At 72.1% G+C, this 25,455-nt stretch carries 25 protein-coding genes; 13 read left to right on the plus strand and 12 right to left on the minus strand.

Annotated elements, in window-relative coordinates; genetic code table 11:
• Window positions 1-133 precede the first annotated feature (133 nt).
• Together sucC and sucD are read left to right on the plus strand one after the other, a co-directional pair.
• The gene (gene sucC, locus B1A86_RS01840) at window positions 134-1,303 is read left to right on the plus strand and encodes an ADP-forming succinate--CoA ligase subunit beta (protein WP_078025427.1); all 1,170 of its coding nucleotides are present in this window, start codon (window positions 134-136) and stop codon (window positions 1,301-1,303) included.
• Window positions 1,304-1,330: 27 nt separating this feature from the next.
• Window positions 1,331-2,251 carry a succinate--CoA ligase subunit alpha gene (gene sucD / locus B1A86_RS01845; protein ID WP_078025428.1) on the plus strand — a complete coding sequence of 307 codons (921 nt, stop codon included), beginning with the start codon at window positions 1,331-1,333 and terminating at the stop codon, window positions 2,249-2,251.
• 118 nt (window positions 2,252-2,369) lie between these two features.
• Here sucD and B1A86_RS01850 read toward each other — a convergent pair whose 3' ends face one another.
• The 4 genes from B1A86_RS01850 to B1A86_RS01865 are packed head-to-tail and all read right to left on the minus strand — an operon-like array spanning window position 2,370 to window position 5,754.
• Window positions 2,370-2,978: a response regulator transcription factor gene (locus B1A86_RS01850; RefSeq protein ID WP_230956215.1), complete on the minus strand. Its 609-nt coding sequence runs from the start codon at window positions 2,976-2,978 to the stop codon at window positions 2,370-2,372.
• Window positions 2,975-4,084: a sensor histidine kinase gene (locus tag B1A86_RS01855; protein WP_060973827.1), complete on the minus strand. Its 1,110-nt coding sequence runs from the start codon at window positions 4,082-4,084 to the stop codon at window positions 2,975-2,977. Before B1A86_RS01855 ends, B1A86_RS01850 begins: the two co-directional genes overlap by 4 nt.
• Before the next feature lie 40 nt (window positions 4,085-4,124).
• Window positions 4,125-4,373: a hypothetical protein gene (locus tag B1A86_RS01860; RefSeq protein WP_060973828.1), complete on the minus strand. Its 249-nt coding sequence runs from the start codon at window positions 4,371-4,373 to the stop codon at window positions 4,125-4,127.
• A gap of 37 nt (window positions 4,374-4,410) precedes the next feature.
• Window positions 4,411-5,754 carry an IS256-like element ISMlu11 family transposase gene (locus tag B1A86_RS01865; protein WP_044658726.1) on the minus strand — a complete coding sequence of 448 codons (1,344 nt, stop codon included), beginning with the start codon at window positions 5,752-5,754 and terminating at the stop codon, window positions 4,411-4,413.
• A 272-nt stretch (window positions 5,755-6,026) separates the two neighbouring features.
• Between B1A86_RS01865 and B1A86_RS01870 the strand changes: the two genes are divergently transcribed.
• Entirely contained in the window at window positions 6,027-6,947 is a 921-nt protein-coding gene (locus B1A86_RS01870; protein WP_060973829.1) for an ABC transporter ATP-binding protein, read from the plus strand.
• A gap of 46 nt (window positions 6,948-6,993) precedes the next feature.
• A complete protein-coding gene (locus tag B1A86_RS01875) occupies window positions 6,994-7,701 on the plus strand; it encodes an ABC transporter permease (RefSeq protein ID WP_060973830.1) in 708 nt (235 codons plus the stop codon).
• Window positions 7,702-7,880: 179 nt separating this feature from the next.
• Here B1A86_RS01875 and B1A86_RS01880 read toward each other — a convergent pair whose 3' ends face one another.
• Window positions 7,881-9,011, minus strand: coding sequence for a VIT1/CCC1 transporter family protein (locus tag B1A86_RS01880; protein ID WP_095353376.1), 1,131 nt, complete (start codon window positions 9,009-9,011; stop codon window positions 7,881-7,883).
• Between the two features lie 93 nt (window positions 9,012-9,104).
• On the opposite strand from B1A86_RS01880, the gene B1A86_RS01885 reads away from it, so the two are divergent.
• Both B1A86_RS01885 and B1A86_RS01890 read left to right on the plus strand, forming a co-directional pair.
• Entirely contained in the window at window positions 9,105-9,524 is a 420-nt protein-coding gene (locus B1A86_RS01885) for a YidH family protein (protein ID WP_041103054.1), read from the plus strand.
• 4 nt (window positions 9,525-9,528) lie between these two features.
• A complete protein-coding gene (locus B1A86_RS01890; RefSeq protein WP_078025800.1) occupies window positions 9,529-9,852 on the plus strand; it encodes a DUF202 domain-containing protein in 324 nt (107 codons plus the stop codon).
• A 76-nt stretch (window positions 9,853-9,928) separates the two neighbouring features.
• Here the strand turns inward: B1A86_RS01890 and B1A86_RS01895 are convergent, their stop codons facing one another.
• Together B1A86_RS01895 and B1A86_RS01900 are read right to left on the minus strand one after the other, a co-directional pair.
• Window positions 9,929-11,122 (minus strand): alcohol dehydrogenase catalytic domain-containing protein, encoded by a 1,194-nt coding sequence (locus B1A86_RS01895; RefSeq protein ID WP_041103050.1) that lies wholly within the window; start codon window positions 11,120-11,122, stop codon window positions 9,929-9,931.
• Window positions 11,123-11,329: 207 nt separating this feature from the next.
• The gene (locus B1A86_RS01900; RefSeq protein ID WP_041103048.1) at window positions 11,330-12,838 is read right to left on the minus strand and encodes a sodium:solute symporter; all 1,509 of its coding nucleotides are present in this window, start codon (window positions 12,836-12,838) and stop codon (window positions 11,330-11,332) included.
• A 184-nt stretch (window positions 12,839-13,022) separates the two neighbouring features.
• On the opposite strand from B1A86_RS01900, the gene B1A86_RS01905 reads away from it, so the two are divergent.
• The 4 genes from B1A86_RS01905 to B1A86_RS01920 all read left to right on the plus strand — a co-directional run bounded on the left by B1A86_RS01905 (window position 13,023) and on the right by B1A86_RS01920 (window position 17,706).
• Entirely contained in the window at window positions 13,023-13,592 is a 570-nt protein-coding gene (locus B1A86_RS01905) for an XRE family transcriptional regulator (protein ID WP_041103047.1), read from the plus strand.
• A gap of 74 nt (window positions 13,593-13,666) precedes the next feature.
• The gene (speB, locus tag B1A86_RS01910) at window positions 13,667-14,683 is read left to right on the plus strand and encodes an agmatinase (protein ID WP_041103046.1); all 1,017 of its coding nucleotides are present in this window, start codon (window positions 13,667-13,669) and stop codon (window positions 14,681-14,683) included.
• Window positions 14,680-16,395: a thiamine pyrophosphate-binding protein gene (locus B1A86_RS01915; RefSeq protein ID WP_078025799.1), complete on the plus strand. Its 1,716-nt coding sequence runs from the start codon at window positions 14,680-14,682 to the stop codon at window positions 16,393-16,395. The genes speB and B1A86_RS01915 overlap by 4 nt, the downstream gene beginning before the upstream one ends.
• 258 nt (window positions 16,396-16,653) lie before the next feature.
• On the plus strand, window positions 16,654-17,706 hold the full coding sequence (locus tag B1A86_RS01920; protein WP_041103041.1) for an intradiol ring-cleavage dioxygenase: 1,053 nt from the start codon (window positions 16,654-16,656) through the stop codon (window positions 17,704-17,706).
• A 55-nt stretch (window positions 17,707-17,761) separates the two neighbouring features.
• Here the strand turns inward: B1A86_RS01920 and B1A86_RS01925 are convergent, their stop codons facing one another.
• Together B1A86_RS01925 and B1A86_RS01930 are read right to left on the minus strand one after the other, a co-directional pair.
• A complete protein-coding gene (locus B1A86_RS01925) occupies window positions 17,762-18,286 on the minus strand; it encodes a pyridoxamine 5'-phosphate oxidase family protein (protein ID WP_020621599.1) in 525 nt (174 codons plus the stop codon).
• A 67-nt stretch (window positions 18,287-18,353) separates the two neighbouring features.
• A complete protein-coding gene (locus B1A86_RS01930) occupies window positions 18,354-19,259 on the minus strand; it encodes an inositol monophosphatase (protein WP_078025798.1) in 906 nt (301 codons plus the stop codon).
• An 84-nt stretch (window positions 19,260-19,343) separates the two neighbouring features.
• On the opposite strand from B1A86_RS01930, the gene B1A86_RS01935 reads away from it, so the two are divergent.
• The 3 genes from B1A86_RS01935 to B1A86_RS01945 are packed head-to-tail and all read left to right on the plus strand — an operon-like array spanning window position 19,344 to window position 21,481.
• Window positions 19,344-19,790 carry a DUF6508 domain-containing protein gene (locus tag B1A86_RS01935; protein ID WP_020621601.1) on the plus strand — a complete coding sequence of 149 codons (447 nt, stop codon included), beginning with the start codon at window positions 19,344-19,346 and terminating at the stop codon, window positions 19,788-19,790.
• A gap of 27 nt (window positions 19,791-19,817) precedes the next feature.
• Window positions 19,818-21,038 carry an App1 family protein gene (locus B1A86_RS01940; RefSeq protein WP_078025797.1) on the plus strand — a complete coding sequence of 407 codons (1,221 nt, stop codon included), beginning with the start codon at window positions 19,818-19,820 and terminating at the stop codon, window positions 21,036-21,038.
• A complete protein-coding gene (locus B1A86_RS01945) occupies window positions 21,035-21,481 on the plus strand; it encodes a thioesterase family protein (RefSeq protein ID WP_002853740.1) in 447 nt (148 codons plus the stop codon). The genes B1A86_RS01940 and B1A86_RS01945 overlap by 4 nt, the downstream gene beginning before the upstream one ends.
• A gap of 141 nt (window positions 21,482-21,622) precedes the next feature.
• Here B1A86_RS01945 and B1A86_RS01950 read toward each other — a convergent pair whose 3' ends face one another.
• The 3 genes from B1A86_RS01950 to B1A86_RS01960 all read right to left on the minus strand — a co-directional run bounded on the left by B1A86_RS01950 (window position 21,623) and on the right by B1A86_RS01960 (window position 25,431).
• The gene (locus tag B1A86_RS01950; protein WP_078025796.1) at window positions 21,623-22,681 is read right to left on the minus strand and encodes a hypothetical protein; all 1,059 of its coding nucleotides are present in this window, start codon (window positions 22,679-22,681) and stop codon (window positions 21,623-21,625) included.
• A 193-nt stretch (window positions 22,682-22,874) separates the two neighbouring features.
• A complete protein-coding gene (gene gdhA, locus B1A86_RS01955; protein ID WP_020621604.1) occupies window positions 22,875-24,215 on the minus strand; it encodes an NADP-specific glutamate dehydrogenase in 1,341 nt (446 codons plus the stop codon).
• A gap of 157 nt (window positions 24,216-24,372) precedes the next feature.
• Window positions 24,373-25,431: an aldo/keto reductase gene (locus B1A86_RS01960; protein ID WP_044659008.1), complete on the minus strand. Its 1,059-nt coding sequence runs from the start codon at window positions 25,429-25,431 to the stop codon at window positions 24,373-24,375.
• Between the last annotated feature and the right edge of the window lie 24 nt (window positions 25,432-25,455).

Here is a 25,455-nt window from a genome sequence, read left to right on the forward strand (position 1 = left end):
GCCGTGGAACGCCGCCGTCCGCCGCCCTGCCGTGCCCCCGTGCCCGGCCCGGCCACGGAGGGGGCGTCGACGTCGGCCGCGCCCGCGGGCGAGGCCGGCAGACCCTGTCTTCGACCAAGAAGGACACACCACCGTGGACCTGTATGAGTACCAGGCGCGCGATCTGTTCGAGGCGCACGGCGTCCCCGTGCTGGCCGGCATCGTTGCGCAGACCCCGGACGAGGCCAAGGCGGCCGCGGAGAAGATCGGCGGCGTCACCGTCGTCAAGGCGCAGGTGAAGGTCGGCGGCCGCGGCAAGGCCGGCGGCGTGAAGGTCGCCAAGACGGCCGACGAGGCCTACGAGCACGCCAAGGCCATCCTGGGGATGGACATCAAGGGCCACACCGTGCACCAGGTCATGATCGCCCAGGGCGCCGACATCGCCGAGGAGTACTACTTCTCCGTGCTGCTGGACCGCGCCAACCGCACCTACCTGGCCATGTGCTCGGTCGAGGGCGGCATGGAGATCGAGCAGCTCGCCGAGGAGCGCCCCGAGGCCCTCGCCAAGGTGCCCGTCTCCGCGCTGACCGGCATCGACGCCGAGACCGCCCAGAAGATCGTCACCGAGGCGGGCTTCCCCGAGGAGCTGCGCGCCGACGTCGCCGAGGTCATCCAGAAGCTCTGGGAGGTCTTCGAGAAGGAGGACGCCACCCTCGTCGAGGTCAACCCGCTGGTGAAGACCGGCGACGGCACGATCCTCGCCCTGGACGGCAAGGTCTCCCTCGACGACAACGCGCAGTTCCGCCACGAGGACCACGCCGCCCTCGTCGACGAGCGCACCGAGGACCCGCTGGAGGCCAAGGCCAAGGCCAACGGCCTCAACTACGTGAAGCTGGACGGCCAGGTCGGCGTGATCGGCAACGGCGCCGGCCTCGTGATGTCCACCCTCGACGTCGTCGCGTACGCCGGCGAGCAGCACGGCGGCGTGAAGCCGGCCAACTTCCTGGACATCGGCGGCGGCGCCAACGCCGAGGTCATGGCCAACGGCCTCGACGTCATCCTGGGCGACGAGCAGGTCAAGTCTGTGTTCGTGAACGTCTTCGGCGGCATCACCGCGTGCGACCAGGTCGCGAACGGCATCGTCAAGGCCCTCGAGATCCTGGGTGACACCGCCACCAAGCCGCTGGTCGTGCGCCTGGACGGCAATGCCGTGGAGGAGGGCCGCCGCATCCTGCAGGAGGCGAACCACCCGCTCGTCACCCTGGCCGCCACCATGGACGAGGGCGCCGACAAGGCCGCCGAGCTCGCCCACTCCGCGAACTGACCGTTCGGAAAGACTGAGGAAACAGCTATGTCGATCTACCTGAACAAGGACTCCAAGGTCATCGTCCAGGGCATCACCGGCGGTGAGGGCACCAAGCACACCCGCCTCATGCTCAAGGCCGGCACGAACATCGTGGGCGGCGTGAATGCCCGCAAGGCCGGCACCACCGTGTCCCACGAGGACAAGGACGGCAACGCCGTCGAGCTGCCCGTCTTCGGCACCGTCAAGGAGGCCATGGAGAAGACCGGTGCGGACGTGTCCGTGGCCTTCGTGCCGCCGGCCTTCGCCAAGGACGCCGCCATTGAGGCCATCGAGGCCGAGATCCCGCTGCTCGTGGTCATCACCGAGGGCATCCCGGTGCAGGACACCGCCGAATTCTTCGCCCTGTCCCAGTCCAAGACCGGCGAGGACGGCAAGCCGAAGACCCGCATCATCGGCCCGAACTGCCCCGGCGTCATCACCCCGGGCGAGGCCCTGGCGGGCATCACCCCGGCCACCATCACCGGCTCCGGCCCCATCGGCCTCGTGTCCAAGTCCGGCACGCTGACCTACCAGATGATGTACGAGCTGCGTGACTTCGGCTTCTCCACCGCCATCGGCATCGGCGGCGACCCGGTCATCGGCACCACCCACATCGACGCCCTCGAGGCGTTCGAGGCCGACCCGGACACCCAGGCCATCGTGATGATCGGTGAGATCGGCGGCGACGCCGAGGAGCGTGCGGCCGAGTTCATCAAGGCCAACGTCACCAAGCCGGTCGTCGGCTACGTGGCCGGCTTCACCGCCCCGGAGGGCAAGACCATGGGCCACGCCGGCGCCATCGTCTCCGGCTCCGCCGGCACCGCCCAGGCCAAGAAGGAGGCCCTCGAGGCCGCGGGCGTGAAGGTCGGCAAGACCCCGTCCGAGACCGCCCAGCTCATGCGGGAGATCCTGCAGGCCCAGGCCTGATCCCGACCCTCGGCCGCCGGGCCTGACGGCACGGCGACCACAGCGAACGGCCCCTCACCCGCCAGGGTGAGGGGCCGTCGTCGTGGTGAGGTCCTGTGAGATGACGGGAGACGCGGAGTCAGAGCCACTCGTGGCGGCGGGCGAACCGCGCCGCGTCATGGCGCGTGGACGTCTGGGTCTTCTGCATGGCGCTGGAGAGGTAGTTGCGGACCGTGCCCTCCGCGAGGTGCAGCTGCTGCGCGATCCTGGCCACGGAGTACCCCTCGCCCGTGGCACGCAGGGCGTCGAGCTCCCGGTCGGTGAGGGGACAGTCGTCCGAGATCGCCCGGGCCGTGGTGTCCGGATCGATCCATCGTTGCCCGCTGTTCACCCTGCGGATCACATCGGCGATTTCCCCCGGCTCCGCAGACTTGGTGACGAACCCGGTGACGCCAGCCTTCAGCGCCCGTCGGAGCACCCCGGGACGGGCGTGGCGGGTGAGCATCACCACCGGGAGGTCGGGGTGGGTCTCGCGGAGCGTCGCGACGGCTGCGACGCCGTCCAGACCGGGCATCTCCATGTCCGTCACCAGCATGTCGGGATCGATGCGGCGCACTGCCTCGACCGCCTCATGGCCGTCGGCGGCCACCTCCTCGACGCGGATGCCGCCCTCTATCTCCAGCAGAGTGGCCAGTGCTGTGCGCAGGAGCTTCTCGTCGTCCGCCAGGACGATCCTGATGTCATTCACACCGACTCCTCCTCGTCCGCTTCCCATCGTGCCCCGAGGGTGAACCGTCCGTCGACACAGGAGACGTCCAGGCGGCCTCCGACCCCCGCGAGGCGGGACCGGAGGTTGTCCAGCCCTCCCGTGTGGTCCTCGGCGGAGACACCGGCCGCACCGTCATTGGAGATCACCACGTGCCCGGGGGCAAGGCTGATCTCGACCCTGCGGGCGTCGGAGTGACGCAGGATGTTGGTGGTCCCCTCCCTGATCACGACGCCGGCCACATGCTCGAACTCTTCGCCTCGCGGGCCGCCGTCGTCGTCGGTGGTGACGGTGATGCCTGTGGCCTCGAGCAGCGCGACGGAGTTCGCGAGCTCACCGCGCAGGGTCAAGGTGTGCCCGTCCTGTGCCAGCGCCTTGGTCTCGGCCATGGTCTGGCGCAGGGTCTGCTGAGCCTCATCGAGTTCCCGCTGGGCCGCGTCGGTGTCCGTGGAAAGCATCCGCTGGGCGACGGCGATCTTGAGCTTCACCACGTGCAGCGCATGGCCTTGGATGTCATGGAGGTCCTGGGAGAAGCGCAGCCGCTCGGCATCGAGAGAGGCTGCCCGCTCCTGCTCCGCACGCTGGTCCTGCAGGCGCATGAGGTCGAAGGAGATTCGGGAAACGGGGATGGTCACGCACGCGACGCCCGTCAGCAGGGCGCCCATGCCGACATAGACCCACAAGGCCTGGGGATCGGTGACGAACACGAGAGCGCCGGCCGCCGACCCGACAGTGAGCACCAGCAGGGTCACGACGGCCCTGGCGTGTCGGCTCCACATGACCTCGAGCGCACCGGCGAGGGCGAAGGCCAGGGCGCCCAGGGGAGTCAGATCCCAGAGGGCGCTGAGCGCCCAGGTGAGAGTGCCCAGGGCGAGCACTGCCCAACGCGTCGGAGCAGCCACCTCCCGGTGCCACTGGGACAGCAGCCAGAGGCCGGCGATGAGGCCGGGTGCCAGGACGAGAGGGGGCCACGGCTCCACAGCGGACGTCAGGAGGGCGACGATGGCGGCAACACCGAAGACTGCGAGCAGGACGAAGCTCGTCCTGCTGCGCAGCCTTCGCGTCTCCGACGTGTGCTCGGAGGTCATGGGCACTCCATGTTCAGTCAGCGCGTGGATCGGGTGCCCCTCAGGAGGTCACCTGCGTCTCTCGCTCGACGGCCTTGTGGCTGGCCGAGAACCCCACAGCGGTCGCGACGACGGCGACCACCATGCCGACGATCAGCCAGGTGGCGTCGGCGGTGTCCCGTGCGGGGACCCAGGAGGTGATCTCAGAGGGCAGGATCTCGGGGATGGGCAGGTAGTGCAGCGTCAACATGACGCCGAACGCGGTGGCACAGAGAAACAGGATGAATGCGATGGTCCGGATGGTCTTCATGGGAGGGCGTGTCAACTTGTCTGTGTAAGCGGGGTGGTCACAGGTAGGGGTTGATCCGGTCGGGGTAGGCCGCGGCGAGCTGGGCGAGGGCCTGCTTCCAGTTCGTGACGGCCTGACCTTCGACGAGCCGGCCCTGGGCTTTGCGCTGGCCGGCGGGTTTGCCCCGGTCCCGAGCGCGTTCGGCGGCGCGTTTGTCTTCGATGTTGCAGATCGCCAGCCAGAGCAGCTTCACCGCCGCCTCGGTCGAGGGGAAGTGGCCGCGGTTCTTGGTCACCTTCCGTAGCTGGAAGTTCAGCGACTCGATGCTGTTGGTCGTGTAGATGACCTTGCGGAGCATGGGTGGGAACTGCAGGAACGGGATGAACCGCTCCCAGGAGTTCGCCCAGGTCGCGGCTGCAGACGGGTACTTCGTGCCGAGCTCGGAGGCCTCGAACTCGGCCAGCGCCTTCCTCGCGGTCTCTTCGTTGGGGGCGGTGTAGATCGGCTTCAGCGCGGCGGCGACCTTCTTGCGGTCCTGGTAGGCCACGAACCGCATCGCGGCCCGGATCAGGTGAACCACGCAGGTCTGGACCATCGAGTCCGGCCACGTCGCCTCGACCGCCTCCGGCAGGCCCTTGAGCCCGTCGCAGCACACGATCAGCACGTCCTGCACGCCCCGGTTGGCGAGATCGGCGCAGACGTGGGCCCAGAACGCCGAGCCCTCGGTGTCCTGGACCCAGATCCCCAGCACGTGCTTGATGCCCTCGAGGTCCACGCCGACGGCGATGTAGGCGGCACGGTTGAGGACCTGGCTGTTCTCTCGGATCTTGATCCGGATTGCGTCGAGATAGATCACCGGATAGAACTCCTCCAGCGGCCGCGACTGCCACGCCAGGACCTCTTCGCTCACGGCGTCGGTGATGTTGGAGATCGTCTCGTGCGACAGGTCCGTGCCGATCGTGGAGGCCAGGTGGTGCTGGATGTCCCGGATCGTCATTCCGCCGGCATAGAGGCTGATGATCATGTCATCCAGGCCCCCGAGGCGCCGCTGGCCCTTGGGCACCAGGCGCGGGGTGAACGACCCGCCCCGGTCTCGCGGGACGTCCAGCTCGATCGGCCCGACCTCGGACTCCACGGTCTTCGGGGTGGTCCCGTTGCGGGAGTTGGCGTGCTTCAGCGCCTCGCTCGAGCCCTTCTCGTAGCCCAGATGGCTGGTCAGCTCGGCCTGCAGGCCCCGCTCGAGCGCGGCCTTGACCAGCGCGGGCACGAACCCGCCGTCACCGGTGAGCTCGACGCCGCCCGCGTCGATCTGCGCGAACAGGGCATCAAGCTGCCCTGAGGCTTTCAGCTGCTCGACCAGGTCCTGGCCCGAGGGCTCGCCTGGGTTCTTCTCGTCGATCATGGTCATGATTCTTACCGTTCCTCTCGGTACGGCTTACACAGACCATCTGACACGCCCTCATGGGAGCCTCCCGTGTCCAGGTCGATGGTTGGTTCTCTTCGGCGGTCCCGATCCGCCGCGGGTGCCGCGGGATCGGAACGACATCCACCTTTCCGTCACCGGCCCGCCCCGCACCAGTGACGCAGCGTCATGCTTGCGCACCAACTCTGTCATGCCGCGCAGTGACGTGACCTCACTGTCGGGGGCGGATTCCGGTTGGTTGTGTGGGGGACATGCAGAACACGACGCTTCTCCCCGCCCCCACCGCCGTCGACTCTCGCACGGAGACGATCGTCGAGATCCACGACCTCAGGGTCGACTACGGGGACTTCACTGCCGTCGACGGGATCGATCTCGAGATCCGACGTGGGGAGTTCTTCGGCCTGCTCGGCACCAACGGTGCCGGGAAGACCACCACCATCGAGGTCATGGAGGGTCACCGGGCCCCGACCGCCGGCTCCGTGCGGGTCCTCGGGCAGGACCCGAGCGACCGCACCCTGCGTCGTCGGGTGGGGATCATGCTCCAGGAGAGCGGGTTCGCCCCGGACCTGACCGTACGCGAGACCCTCGCGCTGATCGGTCGTCTGACGCGGCGGGACGACGACGTCGACCGTGTCCTGGACCTCGTGGACCTCCGCCGGCGTCGGGACACCCGGACCGGGCAGCTCTCTGGCGGCGAGAAGCGCCGCCTCGACTTCGCCACGGCGATCTTCGGCTCACCGGAGCTGATCTTCCTTGACGAGCCCACCACGGGGTTGGACATCGAGGCACGCGACGCACTCTGGCACGTCGTGGACCGGCTGCGTGACGAGGGCGCGACGATCCTGCTCACCACGCACTACCTCGAGGAGGCCCAGGAGCGGGCCGACCGCATCGCGCTCATGCACAGCGGCCGCATCCATCGGCAGGGGACAGTCGCCGAGCTCACCTCGGCCTTCCCCTCGACCATCAGCTTCCGGCTGAGTGGTGAGCCCACCGTCCCGTTCGAGGACGCGACGATCGCACCCGGCGGCGCGGTCACCATCCCCACCACGAACCTCCAGGAGGACCTGTACCGCCTCCTGGTGTGGTCCCGCTCCCGCGATGTGGAGCTCGAGGGCCTGAACGTCGGAGCCGAGGGGCTCGAATCCCTCTTCCGCGCCCTTAACGCCTGATCACACGTCCTCACGACCGACTCGACCACCACAAGAGGAGCCCGCAATGTTCGCCATCGCCCGCAGCGAGATGACACAGCTCGTCCGCAACCGCCTCGTCGCAGCCTCGTCGTTGTTCATCCCCCTCGCCTTCAGCGCGGTCCTGATCTTCAACCGCGAGAACTTCGGGGGCACCCCGGTGACGGCCGCTCTGATCCTGGTCACCGTGACCGCCATGGGCACCTACATCACGGCGACGACCACCCTGGCCTCCCGCCGCCAGAACCTGTTCCTCAAGCGGCTGCGCTCCACGTCGGCGAAGGACGCCTCCATCTTGAGCGGTCTCGTGCTGCCGATTGCGCTGGTGAACCTGGTGCAGGCCGGGGTCATCGTCGCGATCCTGTCGGTCGTCGGCACCCCTCCGGTGGGGGTCGTGGCCGTCGTGGCCGCCGTCGTCGTCCTGGAGTTGATGTTCGTGGGCGCGGCCATCGCGACGGCGGGTCTCACCAACTCCCCGGACCACGCGCAGGTGACCACGCTGCCCCTGTTCGTCGTCGCCCTCGGCGCCTCCATGTGGGTCGGTCTGACCGGCACGGAGGAGCTTGCCGGAGTCAAACGCCTGCTCCCCGGCGGTGCGGTGACCGAGCTGATCATCGAGGGATGGAGCGGCATGGCCCTCCACGAGGCCGTCAGCCTGCTGCTGCCGAGCCTCGCCTTCGTCGTGGCGGCGTTCGCCATGGCAAAGAGCACCTTCCGGTGGGAACCGCGTACCTGAGGCCCGCATGGTCACCACCTTCCGCTCCTCATGACACAGAGCAGAGCGACACTGCGACAGCGGGCCGGCCCACCGCTGTCGGTGCACTCATCGGGGCTCTGGAGGAACTGAGCCGCCGAGAGGACGGAGAGGACCGGACCCTCTTCTCGTGGCCGGGGCGCCAGACCGCCCTCCCCGCGTCAGCCCACGTTCGCGCCGAAGAGCAGGCCGAGCACGTACGTCACGGCAGCGGCGCCGAAGCCGATCGCGAGCTGGCGCAGGCCCCGAGCCAGCGGTGAGGAGCCGGACAGCAGCCCGACCACACCGCCGGTGAAGAGCAGGGCCACGCCCACCATCGCCGCCGCCAGGCCCAGGGCCCACAGCCCGGACATGCCGAAGATGTACGGCAGGATCGGGATGAGTGCGCCGGAGGCGAAGAACGCGAAGCTGGACAGGGAGGCGCTCCACGCCGAGCCGATCTCCGCGAAGGAGTCCGAGTGGTCCACCGGCCCCTGGGAGCCGTCGGGACGGGCGGAGAACTGCGGGTTGCAGTCGCACGTGAGATAGCCGAGGCGCTCGAGCGCGCGGTGCTCGGCGTCCTCGGGCGTCATGCCGCGGGCCAGGTAGACGAGCTTGAGCTCGTTGTGGTCCAGGTCCAGGTGCTGGGCCGCCTCGAGGGTGATCTGGGTGGGGGAGGAGGCCTCGAGCAGCTCCCGCTGGGACCGCACCGAGACGTACTCGCCGGCCGCCATGGACAGCGCGCCCGCCAGCAGGCCGGCCACGCCGGTGAACAGCACCACGGACGGCGCCACGCCCGTCGCGCCGATGCCCATCACGAGCGCCAGGTTGGAGACCAGCCCGTCGTTCATGCCGAAGACGGCGGCGCGGAAGTTGCCGGCCAGCTGCTCGCGACCCCGGGCGGCGAGGCCGCGCACGACCTCCTCGTGGATGGCCTCGTCCGCCACCATGCCCTCGGGGGCGTCCTGGTCCTCCGCGTAGGGAGTGTCCGACTCGGCGCGCTGGGCCAGGGCTAGCACGAACACGGAGCCGAAGATCCGCGCGAGCCAGCGCAGCAGGATGCGGTGCAGGGAGGGGCGCGGCGGGTTCTCGGCGTGCTCGCCCAGGAGGGCCCGCCAGTGCTGTTCGTGGCGGCGCTCGGCCTCGGCGAGGCCGAGCAGGATGTCGCGCTCCACGCCGTCCTTGCGAGCGGCGATGTCGCGGTAGATCTGGCCCTCGGCGATCTCGTCGGCGAGGTAGCGGCGCCAGCGTCGGACCTGTTCGCGGGTCGGCTCGGGACGTGCCGCGGGCGTGGCGGTGTGGGCGGGGCTCATGGGGCTCCATCGGATGGGCGGGCGGGGACGGGCGGCGCCGTCGCGGCCGGGCGCGCCCGACCGGCCAGTCTACGCCGTCGCTACCATGGCCGCATGGACGCAGCAGAGACCCCCGACGGCCCCGAGACCGCCGCCCACGACGGCGGCCGGCCGGCCTGGCAGCACCGCCTCCTGGCGGGCGGGGAGGAGCCGGACCCCCGGTTCACGCTCGCCAACGAGCGCACGTTCCTGGCCTGGGTCCGGACGGCGCTGGCGCTGCTGGCCGGCGGGGTCGCGGTGGAGGCGTTCACCGGCGCCCTCTTCGCGCCGCCGGTCCGGGTGGTGCTGAGCACGGTGCTGCTCGTCCTGGCGGCGCTGCTCGCCCTGGGCGCGGGCGCGCGCTGGCTCCGGGTGGAGCGGGCGATGCGCCGCGGCCGTCCGCTGCCGCTGCCGCTGATCGTCCCGGTCCTCGCGGGGGGCGTCGTGCTGGCCGTCGTGGTGCTGCTGGCCGCCGTCGTCCTTCCGCGGGGCTGAGACGATGCGCCTGCATCACGACCCGGGGCTGCAGCCCGAGCGCACCGTGATGAGCTGGGGCCGCACGGCCCTGGCGCTGGGCGTCCTCAGCCTCACGTTCCTGAGGTGGTGGCCGGCCGTCGGCGCGTGGGCGTTCGGGCCTGCGGTGGTGGCGGCCGTCGGCGGGGCGGCGGTGCTGGCCACGCAGCGCCGGCGCTACGTGGCGCACGCGGACGGAATCGCGCGGGAGCAGGCCCGGCCGGCCCTGGCGTCGGTGGCCTGCATGGTCGCGCTGGTGGTGGGCTTGGCGGCCCTCGGGATCACCGCCACGCTGCTGCACGCGGCATGATCCGCGGACGACGACGGCGCCCCTCACCTGCGCGGGGCGGGTGAGGGGCGCCGTCGTGCATCCGGAGGCGGACCGCTCAGCGGGCGATCATGCCGTGGGGGTCGATGACGAACTTCTCCAGGGAGCCCTGGTCGAACTCCGCATAGGCCTGCGGTGCCTCGTCCAGGCTGATCACGCGCGGGTTGACCATCTCCGTCAGGTACGGCATCCGATCCCACAGGATCGACATCATCAGCTGGCGGTTGTAGCGCATGACGGGCGCCTGGCCGCCGATGATGTGGGGCGACTTGATCCAGGCCTTGCCGAAGTCCACCGGGAAGGTGCCCTCCTGCTCGGCCTTCGTCTCCGCGATCGGGTCCGGCCCGTAGATGCCGATGATGCCCGTGGCGCCGCCCGGACGGGTGATGTCCAGGACCTGGTTCACGGCGGCGATCGGCTGCATCTCATCGGACGCGGAGCCCAGGCCGTGGGCCTCGGAGCCGACGCAGTCCACCGCGCAGTCCACCATCGGCTCGCCGAGGATGTCGCTCACGGCGTCCTGCAGGTTCTCCGTGGTGGAGAGGTCGATGGTCTCGCAGCCGTGCTTGCGCACCAGCTCCAGTCGCGAGGCGTCCTGGTCGCCCACGATGATGCACGAGGCGCCCAGCAGCCGAGCGGCGGCCGCGGCGCACCGGCCCACGGGGCCGGCACCGGCGATGTAGACGGTGGAGCCGGGCTTGGCGCCGGCCTCCACGAGGCCGTGGAACGCCGTCGGGAGGATGTCCGAGAGCACGGTCAGATCCAGGATCTTCTCCATCGCCTGCTCCTGGTCCGGGAAGCGCAGCAGCTGGAAGTCGGCGTACGGCACGAACAGGTACTCGGCCTGCCCGCCCTGGAAGCCGCCCAGATTGAAGCCGTAGGCGGCGCAGGCCTGGTCCGGGTTGGCGGTCTCGCAGATCTCGGTCCGGCCGGCGCGGCAGTTGCGGCAACGGCCGCAGGCCACGTTGAACGGCACGGAGACGAGGTCGCCCTCCTGCAGGAACTGGACGTCGCTGCCGACCTCCAGCACCTGGCCGGTCATCTCGTGACCCAGCACCATGCCCTCGGGGGCGGGGAAGGACCCGCGGTAGATGTGCAGGTCGCTGCCGCAGATGTTGGTCGCGACGATCTTGAGGATGACACCGTGCGGCGCGGCGGAGCCGTCGGGCATCTCCAGCTTGGGGAAGTCCAGCTCGTCGACGCGCACGTCCTTGATGCCGTGGAATGCCACGGCGCGGTTCTTGGTGGTCATGAGAACTGTTGCCTTTCTGTCTCCAGCGAGGCCCCAGGTGGGGCGAGAGACGGGGCGAACCCGAGGGGGAGTCCCGGTCTCAGGCTGTACGGAGACACTAGGGGCCGGGGGGAGCCCGCGGGAAGGGTCGCCCGCCGCCGCCCGCCGCACCACGTGGCCTCGGCCATCGTGCGGGCGTCGGAGGATCACAGGCCCCGGGAGCGTGGGTCAGACCTGCGCTCGGACCGCGGGGTCGACGCCGTGGCGGGAGCGCACCCGCCAGGCCTCGAGGACCGCGGGGTCGGTGGGCCGGGTCATCAGGCTGAGGAGGACGTACACGACGGCGGAGGCGGCCAGGCCGACGTAGATCGGCTCGTTCGCGAAGACGCCCTCGAAGGGCTCGGCCGCGTTCAGCTCGAGCCAGCCCATGGTGCCGAGGGTGCCCACCGTCCCGACCACCATGGACCACAGGGCCGCCGTGCCGGTGCCGCGCTTCCACACGAGGCCGCCGACGATCGCGACGAACAGGCCGCCCACGAGGATGTCGTACGCGATGGTCAGGGCCGCCACCACGTCCGGGACGACGATCGCCAGCCCCAGCACGACGGCGCCGAGCAGCAGCACCCAGCCGCGGTTCGAGGCGAGCTCCGCCGCGGTCTCCGTGGCCGCGTCCTCGGCGACGGCGCCGTCCTCGGCGGCGGTGGCCTCGCCGCGGAGGATCGGGAGGATGTCGGTGCGCATCACGGTCGAGGCCGCGATGATCGCGCCCGAGGCGGTGGACATCATGGCCGCGACGGCGGCCGCCAGGGCCACGCCGCCCACGCCCACGGGCAGCAGGTTCTGGGCGACCCACGCGAACACGTCGTCCGTGGCGGCGATGTCCGCGGTCACCGTGCGCGCCGCCATGCCGATCACGGCGCCGGCGACGCCGTACACGATGCAGTACAGCCCCGCGGTGGCGCCGCCGATCTGGGCCACGCGCGGGGAGCGGGCCGTGAACACGCGCTGCCAGACGTCCTGGCCGATCAGCAGGCCGAGGGTGTAGATCACGAAGTAGGTGACGATCGACTGCACGCCGATCCCGTCCCAGCTGAAGAACTCGGCGCCCAGGCGCTCCTGCATGGCGCTCCAGCCGCCGGCGTTGGCCAGGGAGAGGGGGAGCATGAGGGCGAACAGGCCGATGGTCATGATGAGGAACTGGGCCATGTCGGCCAGGGTGATGGACCACATGCCGCCGAGCACGGAGTAGGCCAGCACGATGCCGCCGCCCACCAGGACGGACAGCCAGCGGTCCCAGCCGAAGAGCACCACGAAGAGCGACGCGTAGGCGCCCGTGGAGGTGGCGGCGAGCATGAGCGTGTAGGCGAGCATCACGAAGGAGGAGGCGTGGGAGGCCCCGCCACGGCCGTACCGCAGGCGGAGCATCTGCGAGACGGTGTAGATCTTCAGGCGGGCCAGGATCGGGGCGAACGCCACCGACAGGATGAGGACGCCGACGCCGATGGCGGCCACGAGCCACGCGCCGGAGAGCCCGAACTCGTACCCCAGGCCGACGCCGCCCACGGTGGCGGCGCCGCCGAGCACGACGGCGGCCATGGTGCCGGTGAACAGCACCGGCCCGAGGCGGCGGCCCGCCACGAGGTAGTCCTCCGAGCTGGCGGCGCGGGTCTTGCCCCACCAGCCGAAGGCGAGCATGCCGACCAGGTAGACGGCGACGATGGTCAGGTTGAGGGTCACGGGCGGTCTTTGGAGCGAAGGGATCCGAGGCGCCGGGATGCGGTGCGCCGCGGCGGGACACAAGAGATCGTCGTGTTGCCGATCACACGATCCGGGCCTACGGTAAACACATGTTGCTTATCAGACAACATGTCGTCCAGGGTGACATCGGCGATGTCGCCTGGCCGACGTCGGGAGGAGCGCGATGAAGGCCCTCCCGCTCGAGACCGCGCCGGGCCAGGCGCTGATCGGCCGTCGGCTGCGTGCGCTGCGCGAGGCGCGGCGGCTCACCGTGGCCCAGCTGGCCGAGGCGGCCGGCGTCAGCAAGGGCTTCCTCTCCCGCCTCGAGCGGGACCTGACGAGCCCGTCCGTGAGCACGCTCGTGACCCTGTGCCAGGTGCTCGGCGCGAGCCCGGGCGACGTCCTGGACGCGCCCGAGGTGACGGTCGTGCGCCTCGCCGACGCCCCCGCGGTCAACCTCGGCGGCGAGGGCATCCGCGAGCGCCTGATCACCCCGCGCGGCAGTCGTGACCTGCAGATCCTGCGCGCTGACATCGCGCCGCGCGGCCGCGGGGAGGCGGAGCTGTACACCGTGGACTGCCGCGTGGAGGCGGTGCACGTGGTCACCGGCCGCCTCGAGCTGCGGACCACCGAGGCCGTGCACCTGTTGGAGGAGGGGGACACCGTCACCTTCCCCGGCCGCGAGCCCCACTCGTGGGCCAATCCGGACGACCGCCCCGCCGTCGTGCTGTGGACCCTCGTGGGCCACGCGTGACCCCGTCCGGCGCGCCCACACCGGACAGACCAGACCGACCAGACCGAACCGAACCGCCCAGAGAGGACATCCAGATGCTCGAGATCCCCCGCGTCGAGGACAACGGCCGCCTCGGCCCCGTGAACTCCGCCCTCGTGCCCCGCTACGGCGGCACCCCCACCTACGCGCTGCTGCCGCGCCTGGACGAGGCGGCCGCGGCCGGCGTCGCCCCGGAGATCAAGGTGGTCGGCGTGCCGTTCGACGCCGGCGTCTCCTACCGCCCCGGTGCACGCTTCGGGTCCGGCCACGTGCGGCAGTCCTCGCGGCTGCTGCGCCCGTACAACCCCGCCACGGACACCTCGCCCTTCGCGCAGGCCCAGGTGGTGGACGCCGGGGACATGGCGGTGAACCCGTTCGACATCGGCGAGGCCATCGAGGCGATCCAGCAGGACGCGATGGACCTCACCGAGGACGGCTCCTCGCTCATGACCATCGGCGGCGACCACACCATCGCGCTGCCGCTGCTGCGCGCCGCCTCCGCCCGGGCGGGCGAGCCCGTTGCCCTGCTGCACTTCGACGCCCACCTGGACACGTGGGACACCTACTTCGGGGCCGAGTACACCCACGGCACGCCGTTCCGCCGCGCCGTGGAGGAGGGGATCCTGGACACCGAGGCCATCTCGCATGTGGGCACGCGCGGTCCGCTCTACGGCAAGAAGGACCTCGACGACGACCACCGCATGGGCTTCGGCATCGTCACCTCCTCGGACGTGTTCCGTCAGGGCGTGGACGAGATCGTGGACCAGCTGCGCCAGCGCATCGGGGGTCGGCCGCTCTACATCTCGGTGGACATCGACGTCCTCGACCCCGCGCACGCGCCGGGCACCGGCACCCCCGAGGCCGGCGGCATCACGAGCCGCGAGCTGCTCGAGATCCTGCGTGGGCTGCGCGGGCTCGACATCGTGGGCGCAGACCTGGTGGAGGTGGCCCCGGCCTACGACCACGCCGAGCTGACCGGCGTCGCCGCCTCCCATGTGGCCTACGACCTCATCTCCCTGATGGCCGACCGCCGCGCCACCCGCGCGGCCGCCGGTGAGGAGTCGGCCCGATGACGGACGAGCAGACGACGACGGCGGCCCCGCGGCGCAACGGCGGCGACCTGGCCGTGGAGACGCTCCACGCCCTGGGCGCGCGGACGGTCTTCGGCATCCCGGGCCAGCACGCCCTCGGCCTCTTCGACGCCCTGTCGCGCTCCCCGCTGGAGTTCGTCTCGAACCGCGTGGAGAACAACGCCGCCTTCGCCGCGGACGGGTACGCCCGGGCCACCGGCGAGGTCGGCGTCCTGTTCCTCTCCACCGGCCCGGGCGCCCTCACCTCACTGGCCGGCCTGCAGGAGGCGTACGCCACGGGCGTGCCGATGCTCGTGGTCGCCTCGCAGATCCCGCTGTCCGGGCTCGGCGCCCGGCGCAAGGGCATGCTGCACCAGCTGGACGACCAGAAGGCCTCGGCCCGCAACGTCACCAAGGCCCAGTTCACGGTCCACCACGCCTCGGGCATCCCGTCCGCCATCCAGGACGCGTGGGCCGAGGCCATCACCGTGCCGCAGGGGCCGGTGTGGGTCGAGATCCCGCAGGACGTGCTGCTCGGCGAGGTCATGGTGCCCCCGGTCGAGGACGCCCTGGCCGTGCCCTACGACCACCCGCCGCGCGCCGAGCTCGTGGCCGAGTCCGCACGCTGGCTGCGCGGGGCCGGGCGGGTGGCGATCGTGGCCGGCGGCGGTGTGCGCCGCTCCGGCCGGGCCGCGATGGAGAGCCTGCGGGAGGTCGCGGAGCTGCTCCAGGCACCCGTGGTCTGCTCGCCGGGCGGCAACACCGCCTTCCCGTGGGAGCACCCGCTCAGCCTCGGCGGCTGGGTGGAGGACCGCCTCGTCACAGACCTGCTCGAGGACGCGGAGGTGCTGCTCGTGGTCGGCTCCTCGCTCGGCGAGGTCACCTCGAACTACTTCACGCTCGAGCCGCGCGGCCGCCTCATCCAGGTGGACGCGGAGCCGCGCGTGCTGGAGACCAACCACCCCACGCTGGGTGTGCGCGCCGACGCCGGCCAGGCGCTCGAGGCGCTCGCCGCGGCGCTGCGCGAGTCGGGCTCGGTGGCGCAGGACGCCGCCGTCTGGCACGGCCGCACCCCGGCCGAGGTGGTCGCCGACGTCAACGCGCGCATCACCGCCCGCCTCGATGCCCAGGACCTCGGCGTGGAGCGCCGGCTCCTGGCGGACATCCGCGCCGCCGTTCCGTCGACCATGCAGACGTACTGGGACATGACCATCGCCGCCTACTGGGCGTGGAACTGCTGGGACGCGCAGGACGGCGAGTTCCACTCGGCGCAGGGTGCCGGAGGGCTCGGCTACGGGTTCCCGGCCGCGTTCGGCGGCGCGGTGGGCCTGGCCCACCAGGGACGCACCGGGATCGACGGGCGCGTGCTCGCCGTCGCCGGCGACGGCTCGGCGATGTACTCCCTCGCCGAGCTCGCGGCCGCCAGACAGCACGGCGCGGCGGTGACGTGGCTGATCATCGACGACGGCGGATACGGCATCCTGCGCGAGTACATGGAGGGCGCGTTCGGCAAGGCCACGGCCACCGAGCTCGACAGGCCGGACTTCCAGGCCCTCGCCGCCTCCTTCGGCGTGCCCGCCGAGACGGTGGGAGTGGAGGACGTGCGCGGCGCGCTCGAGCGCGCGTTCCAGGCGGACGGGCCGAACGTCGTGGTGGTGCAGACCCGCCTGGCGATGTGGGCGCCGAGCCACCTGGGGGAGGCCCCGGAGGTCTGAGACGGCCCGGCGCCGGAATCGCTGACTCGACCCTGAGAGTGTGCGCCACCTTTCCAGGTGCATGTTTCAGCAACGGAGCTGGACCGGCAGGTAGTTGAGGCGTCGACCGAGGCGCCGGCGGTCCCGCCCGTGTCGGAAACCGCCCAGGAGATGTCCTGGAACCATCCCGCCGATCTCACGAAAACGTCCGGCATCCGTTGCCATGCTGGCATCTCGACGCGACCCGCCACCTGGCGGGCGCCCCACGAGAGGAGCTCCATGGCCCCCTGGCTCCCGACCCGCTCCCGTCGTCCCTTCCCCCAGGTCACCGAGGCAGGCGAGGTCCCCGCCGTCACGCCCACCTTCGAGGGCCGGGCCTCCCACCCCCCGGCCGAGGACGTCGAGGACCAGGGCGCCGCCTTCGACGTCGGCACGCTCGTCTCCCGCCGCAACGCGCTGGGCATCTTCGGCGCGGGGGCGGGGGCCCTCGTCCTCGCCGCGTGCGGAGTCCAGGAGGGCGCCTCGTCCTCCTCCAGCTCGACGTCGGCGAGCGCCGGCTCCTCGTCACCCGCGGCCTCCTCCTCGTCGGCGGCGAGCGCCTCGCCGTCCGCCACCCTGACCGAGATGGTCACCGAGACCGCAGGCCCGTACCCGGGCGACGGCTCCAACGGCCCGGACGTGCTCGACGCGTCCGGCATCGAACGCTCCGACCTGACCACGAGCATCGACACGGGCACCGTCGCCGAGGGCGTCCCGCTGACGGTGACGATGAACGTGATCGACATGGCCAACGGCGACGCCGCGATGACCGGCGCCGCCGTGTACCTCTGGCACGCCGACGCGCAGGGCCGCTACTCGATGTACTCGGACGGCATCACGGAGGAGACCTACCTGCGCGGCGTCCAGGTGGTGGGCGACGACGGCACGGTCACCTTCACCACGGTGTGGCCCGGCTGCTACGACGGCCGGTGGCCCCATCTGCACTTCGAGGTGTTCCCCGACAAGGCGTCCATCACGGACGCGACGAACAACGTCCTCACCTCCCAGATCGCCATGCCCGAGGAGCAGTCCTCGCAGGTCTATGCCACCTCAGCCTACGACGGGTCGACGGCGAACTTCGCCAAGGTCAGCCTCGAGACGGACAACGTCTTCTCGGACGGCTACGAGACGCAGCTGCCGCAGATCACGGGCTCCGTGGAAAAGGGCTTCGCCATCACCATCGACGTCCCGATCGACACCACCACTGAGCAGGAGCAGGGCGGGATGGGCGGGCCCGGCGGTGGCCAGCCCCCGGCGGGCGGCGAGGGCGGCCAGCCCCCGGCGCAGCCCTGAGCCCGGCGGACGTGGGCTGAGCCGTCCGGCTCAGCCCACGCGTCCTGCCGGCGGCTCAGTCGGTCTGGGACTCGTTGCGCTCGGGGTGCGGGCCGAACACGAAGTGGCGGCCGGACACGCGCTGGACGTCCACGCGGACGTAGAAGTCCTTCAGCGTCGGCACCCACGGTTCGATGCCGAGGGACTCGGCCTCCGCGATCTCCGCCTCCGTGTCCAGGCGGCGCGCGGTGCCGTGCACGAGCACGGACCAGGCCTGGTCGGCCAGGATCCCGTCGGCCTGCACCACGACGCGCGGGTTCACCGTGAGCTCGGCGAGCTTCGAGCCGGGCGCGGTGCGGAAGTAGATGGCGCCGTCGTGGGCCCGCACGTTCACCGGCACGATGTCCGGCCGCCCGTCCACGGCCAGCCCGAGGCGCGCGTGGCCCACGCGGCCCAGCAGTCGCCAGACCTGGTCCTCGTCCAGCACCAGGACGGCCTCGCCGTCCGGGTGCTCGAACATCAGGTGGTCCCCGGGCTCCGCGACCGGATCGGGGCGCTGCATCGACGGGGCGTCGTCGGTGTCATGGTGCTGCTGGGTCATCGGGGCCTCCTGACATGCCGGGACGGGCGCCGTCGGGCGCGGCGCTGAGATCGGGCTCACATCCACTCTATACATGGTCGGTCGCCCGCGAGGCGACGATGTCACCCAGCACCGCCGCCGTCGTCGGCGCCTCGCGGCCCGGGGCGACGGCGAGCGCGAACGGGCACGTGTGGGCGCGCGGGCCGTCGTCGACGAGCCGGCCCGACGACGGCGCGGCCGGGTCCGGCGTGAGCCACCTGCCCCCGGCGCGGCGCAGGATCAGCTGCCCTGCCGCGACGTCCCAGGGCTTGGTGTCCACGTACAGCGCGGCGTCGGCCCAGCCCGCCGCCGTGTGGGCGAGCTCGAGGGCGCCGGAGACGGTGCGGCGCACGGTCGCGTGGGCGGTCACGAGCCGCCCGAAGCGGCGCAGCGCGTCCTCGCCCTCGCGCGCGATCGCTTCGCCCGCCGGGTAGGAGGTCACGAGGTTCTGGGCGCGCTCGCCGCCGGCCGGCGCCGGCCGGCCGACCTCGGCCAGCGGGCGCTCCGGCCCGTCGCCGCGGGTGAGGTAGGCGCCGTCCGCGTCGGCGGAGAACGCCAGCCGGCCCACGGGGTCCAGCACGACGCCGGCCACCACCTCGCCGTCGACCTCGGCGGCCAGGGACACCGAGAACATCGCGAAGCCGTGTGTGAAGTTGGAGGTGCCGTCGATGGGGTCGACGATCCAGGTCAGCCGGGCGGCCTCACCGGTGCCGGCCTGCGCCCCGAGCTCCTCGCCGAGCACGCCGGAGCCGGGGACCGCCGTCGTGAGCGCGGCGACGAGCCGGGCCTCGGTGTGTCGGTCGTGCACGGTGACGAGGTCGTGGTGCGTGGTCTTGGCCTCGGGCCCGATGGCGGTGGGGGAGCGGAAGGCGGCGGCGAGGTCGCCGACGACCGCGCGGGCGGCGTCGAGGGCGATCGCGCGCAGCTCGGCGGGGCGGGGCAGGGCGGGGCTCATGCCCCGAGCCTAGGCGGGGGCCCGGACACGTCGGACCGCACGCGAGACAATGGGGCCGACCCCCCCCCGAGCAGAGGAGCCGCCATGACCGAGCACCCCCTCCCGACCCCCGACGACGACGCCACCCTCACCGGCCCGCAGACCCCCACGCCCCAGCGCGTGGCCGCCGTGCGTGCGCTGCGCGAGCTGCTCGCCGCCGGCTACGGCACCGAGGCCCGGCCGATCGCCTCCTACGGCGCCCCCGCGCCCGGCACCCTCGGCGGCGTCTACCCGGACTACGACGACCGCGTGTTCCCCGGCCTCGTGGCCGCGCAGGAGCTGGCGGGCATCGACGTCGACTACCTGCGGAACGTGGACCGGGTGAGCGAGGCCGGCATCGCCGAGGCGTCCCTGGCCGACCTCGGCACGCTGTTCACCTACCTGGTGCGCGGCGAGCGGTTCGCGGACGGGCACGTGGCCGCCGCGATCGAGAACGGCAAGGTCGGCCGCATGCTGGACCGCCTGACCGCGCTGGTCCCCGAGATCCGCTGAGAGCGCACGGTGCGGAATACTGGGCGCATGCCCGCAGCCTCCGACGCCCCCACGCCCGCGCCCCGGCGCGGCCGCCTGGCCCCTTCCGGTGACCCCACTCCCGTGGAGAACGTCGCCACGCACCTGCAGGAGGGGTGGAACCGTTGGCACCGCGCCCGCGCGCTGCGTGCCGGCAACGTGCCGACGGTCATGGCGTTCACGGGCTACGGCAGCACCAGCTGGGTGCGGATCCTCTCCCGTGTGGTGATCGCCTCCGACGAGGAGTTCATGAACGGCCGTCGGCTGTCGAAGGTGGTGGCGGACGGCGTGCGCGGCTGGCGCAACTTCGTGGCCCCGCCCATGGCCTACGCCGAGGTGGAGGTGCAGGTGGGGGACCTGCGCACCACGGTGCGCACGGACCGGATGGGCGTCGTCGACGTCGTGCTGGACGTCGAGCTGGAGCCCGGCTGGCAGACCGCCACCCTCCACGTCGGCGGCCAAGAGGAGCACGCCGTCATGGACCTGTACATCTGCGAGCCGGGCGCGCGGATCGGCCTGGTCTCGGACATCGACGACACCGTGGTGGTCACCTCGCTGCCCCGCCCCCTGCTGGCGGCCTGGAACTCGTTCGTGATCGACGAGCACGCCCGCACGCCCACTCCGGGGATCGCCGTGCTGCTGCGCCGGATCGCCGAGCTCGAGCCGAAGGCCCCCGTGCTGTACCTGTCCACGGGCGCGTGGAACGTGGCGCAGACCCTCACCCGCTTCCTGGGCCGCAACCTCTACCCGCTCGGCGCTCTGCTGCTGACCAGCTGGGGGCCCACGAGGGACCGCTGGTTCCGTTCCGGCCAGGAGCACAAGAGGGTCCAGCTCGAGCGCCTCGCCGAGCAGTTCCCGGACATCCAGTGGATCCTGGTGGGCGACGACGGCCAGCACGACCCCGAGATCTACGCCGAGTTCGCGCAGCGCCACCCCGACCGGGTCAAGGCGATCGTCATCCGGCAGCTGACCCCCTCGCAGGCGCTGCTCGCGGGCGGCCGGGCGGAGGACACCCGCCGTTCCACCCCGGGCATCCCGTGGTGCTACGGCCCGGACGGGGCCACGCTGTCCAATCAGCTCGAGGACCTGGGCATCCTGCCCGTCGAGTTCGTGGACGTGCAGCCCGAGGCCTGGCGCGAGGACATCCTCGGCGACGACGAGGCGCCGGCGACCCTCGACGCCGCGGCGCAGCGCGACGACCGGTCCACGGACGAGGAGGCCGCCCGATGACCGCCTCGCGCTCCGTCGAGGTCCGCATCCCGCTGCGCTGGGCGGACATGGACGCCTATGGCCACGTGAACAACATCGCCGTGGTGCAGCTGCTGGAGGAGGCCCGCGTGGCGGCCTTCGGCGTGCCCGCGAACACCGGCGCCGGTGGCGGGCAGGCCCCGCCGATCGACCTGCTCGAGGGGGTGGCCCCCGGTGTGCGGACGTTCATCTCCGAGCACACCGTGAAGTACCGGGCCCAGATGCCCTACCGCCCCGTGCCGCTGCGCGTGGTGGTGAGCGTGGACGCCGTGAAGGCCGCCTCGGTGCACGTGGGCTACGCCCTGCACGACGGCGTCGACGACACCCTCTGCGCCACCGCGACGTCCGTCATGGTGTTCGTCGACGGGCAGACGGGCCGCCCCGTGCGCATCAGCCCCGAGCAGCGGGCGGCCCTGGCCGGCTGAGGCAGGCTGAGGTGGGCTGCGGGCCGCCCGGCAGCCGTCCTGCGACATCACCGCCGTGCAGCACGGCTGCGATGTCGCAGAGCGGAGGTCGAACGCTCGGGCTCGCGGAGGTCGGGACCGGGCCCGTGGGACGGCCGTGGATCAGACCGAGCGGGGGACGCCCGCGGCGGTGAGGATCCGCGCCAGCCGGTCCGGCCGCAGGAGGTCTCCCCACGTCCAATGCGCACCCGCCCGGGTGACCAGCTGCAGGGCCACCTCCCGTTCCTTCTCCCGGCGGATGCTGGCGCGGCGGGCCGTGTCGTCACCGTCGAAGAACGACAGGTCGTACTTGCCCAGCCCGTCGAACTCCCCGTACACCCGCACCTGCTCCCACCAGAAGTCCGTGCGGGCCACCTCGCGTCCGTTCGCGTCCCGGTGGCGATGCTGCAGGGCCGTGGGCGGGACGAAGCCGAGCTCGTGGACGATGGCCCGGCTGTAGGACTCGCCGGCGGATTCCGCCCGCGCGTCGGCGAAGTGCCAGGCCCGCTCGAATCGGCGGAGGGCGGCCGCCGATCCGAGCCGGCTCTCCGCCTGCCTCGCCCAGCGTGCGGCCTCCTCGGGCCGGGCTCGGACGAGCGCGTCCAGCGTGGCCACGGCGTCGCGGAACGGGGTGGCCGCGCCGAGGACCAGCAGCACCGTGGGCAGCGGATCCGCCAGGACGGTCCCGAGGCTCTGCCCGTCGGACAGGACGGCCTCGACCCGCTGAGGCGCGGCGGGGTCCGCCTCCGGCAGCCCCCACCGGGGTCGGCGGCGCGGCAGGCCGGGAGGCCGGCGGTCGTGGGCCATCAGGGAGGGGGCGAAGGGACGGCGGGTCAGCGGCCCGGCGCCGTGATGCCCGGGGGAGGGGGCGCGCAGCTCGAGCGCGGGCGGCTCGACGGCCGGCCCGAGACCGTGCAACCGGGCCGCGGTCAGGCCCGTGAACACCGTCTCGGGGCGGGCGATCGAGAGGGCGACGGCGGACACGACCGTCCTGTCCCACGGACGCAGCGCGGCCCAGTCGCTGACGCTGATGTAGACGCGCGGGCAGAGCCGCACGAGGACCCCGCGGGTCCAGGCGCGTTCGAGACGGCGCCGCGCCGCCCCGTCGTGAGGGTCCGCCGCGCAGAGCAGGGGCCCGCGTCCCGGGAGCAGCGCACGCGAGTGGTCGGAGAGCAGGGTCATGCGGCCCAGTGTCGTGGGCCCGTCCGGGGTGCGACGGGTCGCCCGCGCCGGCCGTGGAGGGCACCCGACGTCGGGGGGCCTGTGCAGGAGCCGGGCGCCCTTGAGCGACCGCCGCCCTGCGACATCACCGCGCGTCAGAACGGCGGTGATGTCGCAGGGCGGCGGAGGATCACGGAAGGGACAGGGCCGGGCCTCAGACCACGCCCTGGGCGATCATCGCGTCGGCGACCTTGATGAACCCGGCGATGTTCGCCCCCGCCACGTAGTTGCCGGGCGTGCCGTACTCCTCGGCGGTCTCCACGCAGCGGTCGTGGATGTCGCGCATGATCTGCTCGAGCCGGTCGTGGGTGTAGTCGAAGCTCCACGAGTCCCGCGAGGCGTTCTGCTGCATCTCCAGCGCCGACGTCGCCACGCCGCCCGCGTTGGCGGCCTTGCCCGGGCCGAACAGCGTCCCGGAGTCGACGAACAGGTGGGCGGCCGCCTCGGTGCAGGGCATGTTCGCGCCCTCGGCCACGGCCTTCACCCCGTTCTTCAGCAGGGTCCGCGCGGCGGACTCGTCGAGCTCGTTCTGGGTGGCACACGGCAGGGCCACGGTGCCCTCGACGTCCCAGACGCTGCCGCCGGTCACGTAGCGGGACCGCCCGCCGCGGCGCTCGGCGTACTCGGAGATACGGGCACGCTCGACCTCCTTGATCTGCTTGAGCAGGTCCAGGTCGAGGCCGTCCGGGTCCACGATGTAGCCCGAGGAGTCGGACGCGGTGAGCACGGTGGCCCCGAGCGCGGCGGCCTTCTCCGCGGCGTAGATGGCCACGTTGCCGGAGCCGGAGATCAGCACCTGCTGACCGTCCATGGATTCGCCGCGCGTGCGCAGCATGGAGTCGACGAACATCACGGCGCCGTAGCCGGTGGCCTCAGTGCGGACCAGCGAGCCGCCCCACGTCAGGCCCTTGCCGGTGAGGGCGCCGGCCTCGAAGCGGTTGGTCAGTCGCTTGTACTGGCCGAACATGTAGCCGATCTCGCGGGCGCCCACGCCGATGTCACCGGCCGGCACGTCCGTGTGCTCACCGATGTGGCGATGCAGCTCCGTCATGAAGGACTGGCAGAACCGCATGATCTCGCGGTCGGACTTGCCGGCGGGGTCGAAGTCCGAGCCGCCCTTGCCGCCGCCGATCGGCATGCCGGTGAGCGAGTTCTTGAAGATCTGCTCGAAGCCCAGGAACTTGACGATCCCGAGGTACACGGAGGGGTGGAAGCGCAGCCCGCCCTTGTACGGGCCGAGCGCCGAGTTGAACTCCACGCGGAACCCGCGGTTGACCTGCACGACGCCGGCGTCGTCGATCCACGGGACGCGGAAGATGATCTGGCGCTCCGGCTCGCAGAGGCGGTGCATGACCCCGGCCTCGACGTACTGGGGGTGGCGCTGCACCACCGGCCCCAGCGCCTCGAACACCTCGGACACCGCCTGGTGGAACTCGGCCTCGCCGGGGTTGCGCGCGAACACTTCGTCGCGCAGGGTCTCCAGAGACTCATTCATGGTGTCCTCCTCGGACGTCGGGGTAGAGACGCCCCGCGGTGCCCCCGCCGTGGCGCGCCGCGGTCGGAGGAGGCCGCGGTGCCTGACGCCCATCCTGACAGGGAGTGCGCTCTGTTGCCGAAATGAGACGCGGGCCACCCCGGGCCCCGCGTTCGGCTCAGCGCGGCGGCGCCGCCTCGGTGTCGATGCTGGCCTGCTGGCTCTCGCTGTAGCGCGGGCCCGCCACGGTCGCGTCGTTGACGAGGTCGTCCAGCCGGGCGACGTCGGCCGGGGTCAGCCGCACCTCGTGCGCGCCCCGGTCCTCGAGCCAGTGCTCCCACGAGGTGGTGCCCGGGATCGCCAGGACGTCCTTGCCCTGGGCCAGGACCCAGGCGACGGCGAGCCCCGCCGTGCTCGTCCCGAGCCGGACGGCCTCGGCCGAGAGCGCCTCGCGCAGCGTCAGGTTGGCCTCGTAGTGGCCCTCGGCGAAGCGGGGCAGCCGGTGCCGCAGATCTCCCGCGTCCAGCCCGCCCAGCCGCGGCGGCGCGTCCGTGAGCAGGCCGCGGCTGACGGGGGAGAAGGCCACGAAGGCGGTCCCATGGCGGCGGCACGCCTCGAGCACGCCCCACTCGGGGTTGCGGGTGGCGAGGGAGTACTCGGACTGCACGGCCGCGATCGGGTGGACGGCCACGGCCCGGGTCAGGGTGACGGCCGAGACCTCGGACAGGCCGATCGCCCCGATCTTGCCCTCCGTGACGGCCTCTGCGAGCGCCCCCACGGACTCCTCGACGGGGACCTCCGGGTCCAGCCGGTGCAGGTAGTACAGGTCGATCCGGTCCTGGCCGAGCCGGCTCAGGGAGGCGTCCACGTGCGCGCGCAGCGTCTCCGGGCGGCCGTCGATCCGCCGCTGCCCGTCCCGCACGAGCCCGCCCTTGGAGGCGAGCAGCACGCGCTCGCGGACGCCCGACCCCGCCCGGGCGAGCGCGCGCCCCACGAGCTCCTCACTGCGGCCGCCGCCGTAGAGGGTGGCGGTGTCCAGGTGGTCGGTGCCGTCCTCCAGCACGCGGGTGAGCAGGTCGACGGCGGCGTCGTCGTCGAGGAATCCGGAGTAGCCGTGCACGATGTTCATGCATCCGAGGCCGACGGGGTGCACGTCCTTGCCGGCGAGGCGGCGGGGCTCGGCGGGATCGGGCAGGGGGCCAGGCTCGGCGGGGCGGGCATGCGGGGTGGCGTCCATGCCCGCCACCCTAGCCACGACTCC

This window comes from Micrococcus sp. KBS0714 (assembly GCF_002008305.4).
Lineage (GTDB): Bacteria > Actinomycetota > Actinomycetes > Actinomycetales > Micrococcaceae > Micrococcus > Micrococcus luteus.

Coding starts and splice junctions, on each gene's coding strand:
- B1A86_RS01895 (WP_041103050.1), bottom strand. CDS start 11,122: ATGACCACCAAGAACCGCGCCGTGGCATTCCACGGCATCAAGGACGTG.
- B1A86_RS01865 (WP_044658726.1), bottom strand. CDS start 5,754: ATGATCGACGAGAAGAACCCAGGCGAGCCCTCGGGCCAGGACCTGGTC.
- B1A86_RS01870 (WP_060973829.1), top strand. CDS start 6,027: ATGCAGAACACGACGCTTCTCCCCGCCCCCACCGCCGTCGACTCTCGC.
- B1A86_RS01935 (WP_020621601.1), top strand. CDS start 19,344: ATGACCGAGCACCCCCTCCCGACCCCCGACGACGACGCCACCCTCACC.
- B1A86_RS01940 (WP_078025797.1), top strand. CDS start 19,818: ATGCCCGCAGCCTCCGACGCCCCCACGCCCGCGCCCCGGCGCGGCCGC.
- B1A86_RS01885 (WP_041103054.1), top strand. CDS start 9,105: ATGGACGCAGCAGAGACCCCCGACGGCCCCGAGACCGCCGCCCACGAC.
- B1A86_RS01880 (WP_095353376.1), bottom strand. CDS start 9,011: ATGAGCCCCGCCCACACCGCCACGCCCGCGGCACGTCCCGAGCCGACC.
- B1A86_RS01920 (WP_041103041.1), top strand. CDS start 16,654: ATGGCCCCCTGGCTCCCGACCCGCTCCCGTCGTCCCTTCCCCCAGGTC.
- B1A86_RS01950 (WP_078025796.1), bottom strand. CDS start 22,681: ATGACCCTGCTCTCCGACCACTCGCGTGCGCTGCTCCCGGGACGCGGG.
- B1A86_RS01960 (WP_044659008.1), bottom strand. CDS start 25,431: ATGGACGCCACCCCGCATGCCCGCCCCGCCGAGCCTGGCCCCCTGCCC.
- B1A86_RS01855 (WP_060973827.1), bottom strand. CDS start 4,084: ATGACCTCCGAGCACACGTCGGAGACGCGAAGGCTGCGCAGCAGGACG.
- B1A86_RS01925 (WP_020621599.1), bottom strand. CDS start 18,286: ATGACCCAGCAGCACCATGACACCGACGACGCCCCGTCGATGCAGCGC.
- B1A86_RS01875 (WP_060973830.1), top strand. CDS start 6,994: ATGTTCGCCATCGCCCGCAGCGAGATGACACAGCTCGTCCGCAACCGC.
- gdhA (WP_020621604.1), bottom strand. CDS start 24,215: ATGAATGAGTCTCTGGAGACCCTGCGCGACGAAGTGTTCGCGCGCAAC.
- sucD (WP_078025428.1), top strand. CDS start 1,331: ATGTCGATCTACCTGAACAAGGACTCCAAGGTCATCGTCCAGGGCATC.
- B1A86_RS01915 (WP_078025799.1), top strand. CDS start 14,680: ATGACGGACGAGCAGACGACGACGGCGGCCCCGCGGCGCAACGGCGGC.
- B1A86_RS01945 (WP_002853740.1), top strand. CDS start 21,035: ATGACCGCCTCGCGCTCCGTCGAGGTCCGCATCCCGCTGCGCTGGGCG.
- B1A86_RS01860 (WP_060973828.1), bottom strand. CDS start 4,373: ATGAAGACCATCCGGACCATCGCATTCATCCTGTTTCTCTGTGCCACC.
- B1A86_RS01890 (WP_078025800.1), top strand. CDS start 9,529: ATGCGCCTGCATCACGACCCGGGGCTGCAGCCCGAGCGCACCGTGATG.
- speB (WP_041103046.1), top strand. CDS start 13,667: ATGCTCGAGATCCCCCGCGTCGAGGACAACGGCCGCCTCGGCCCCGTG.
- B1A86_RS01905 (WP_041103047.1), top strand. CDS start 13,023: ATGAAGGCCCTCCCGCTCGAGACCGCGCCGGGCCAGGCGCTGATCGGC.
- B1A86_RS01930 (WP_078025798.1), bottom strand. CDS start 19,259: ATGAGCCCCGCCCTGCCCCGCCCCGCCGAGCTGCGCGCGATCGCCCTC.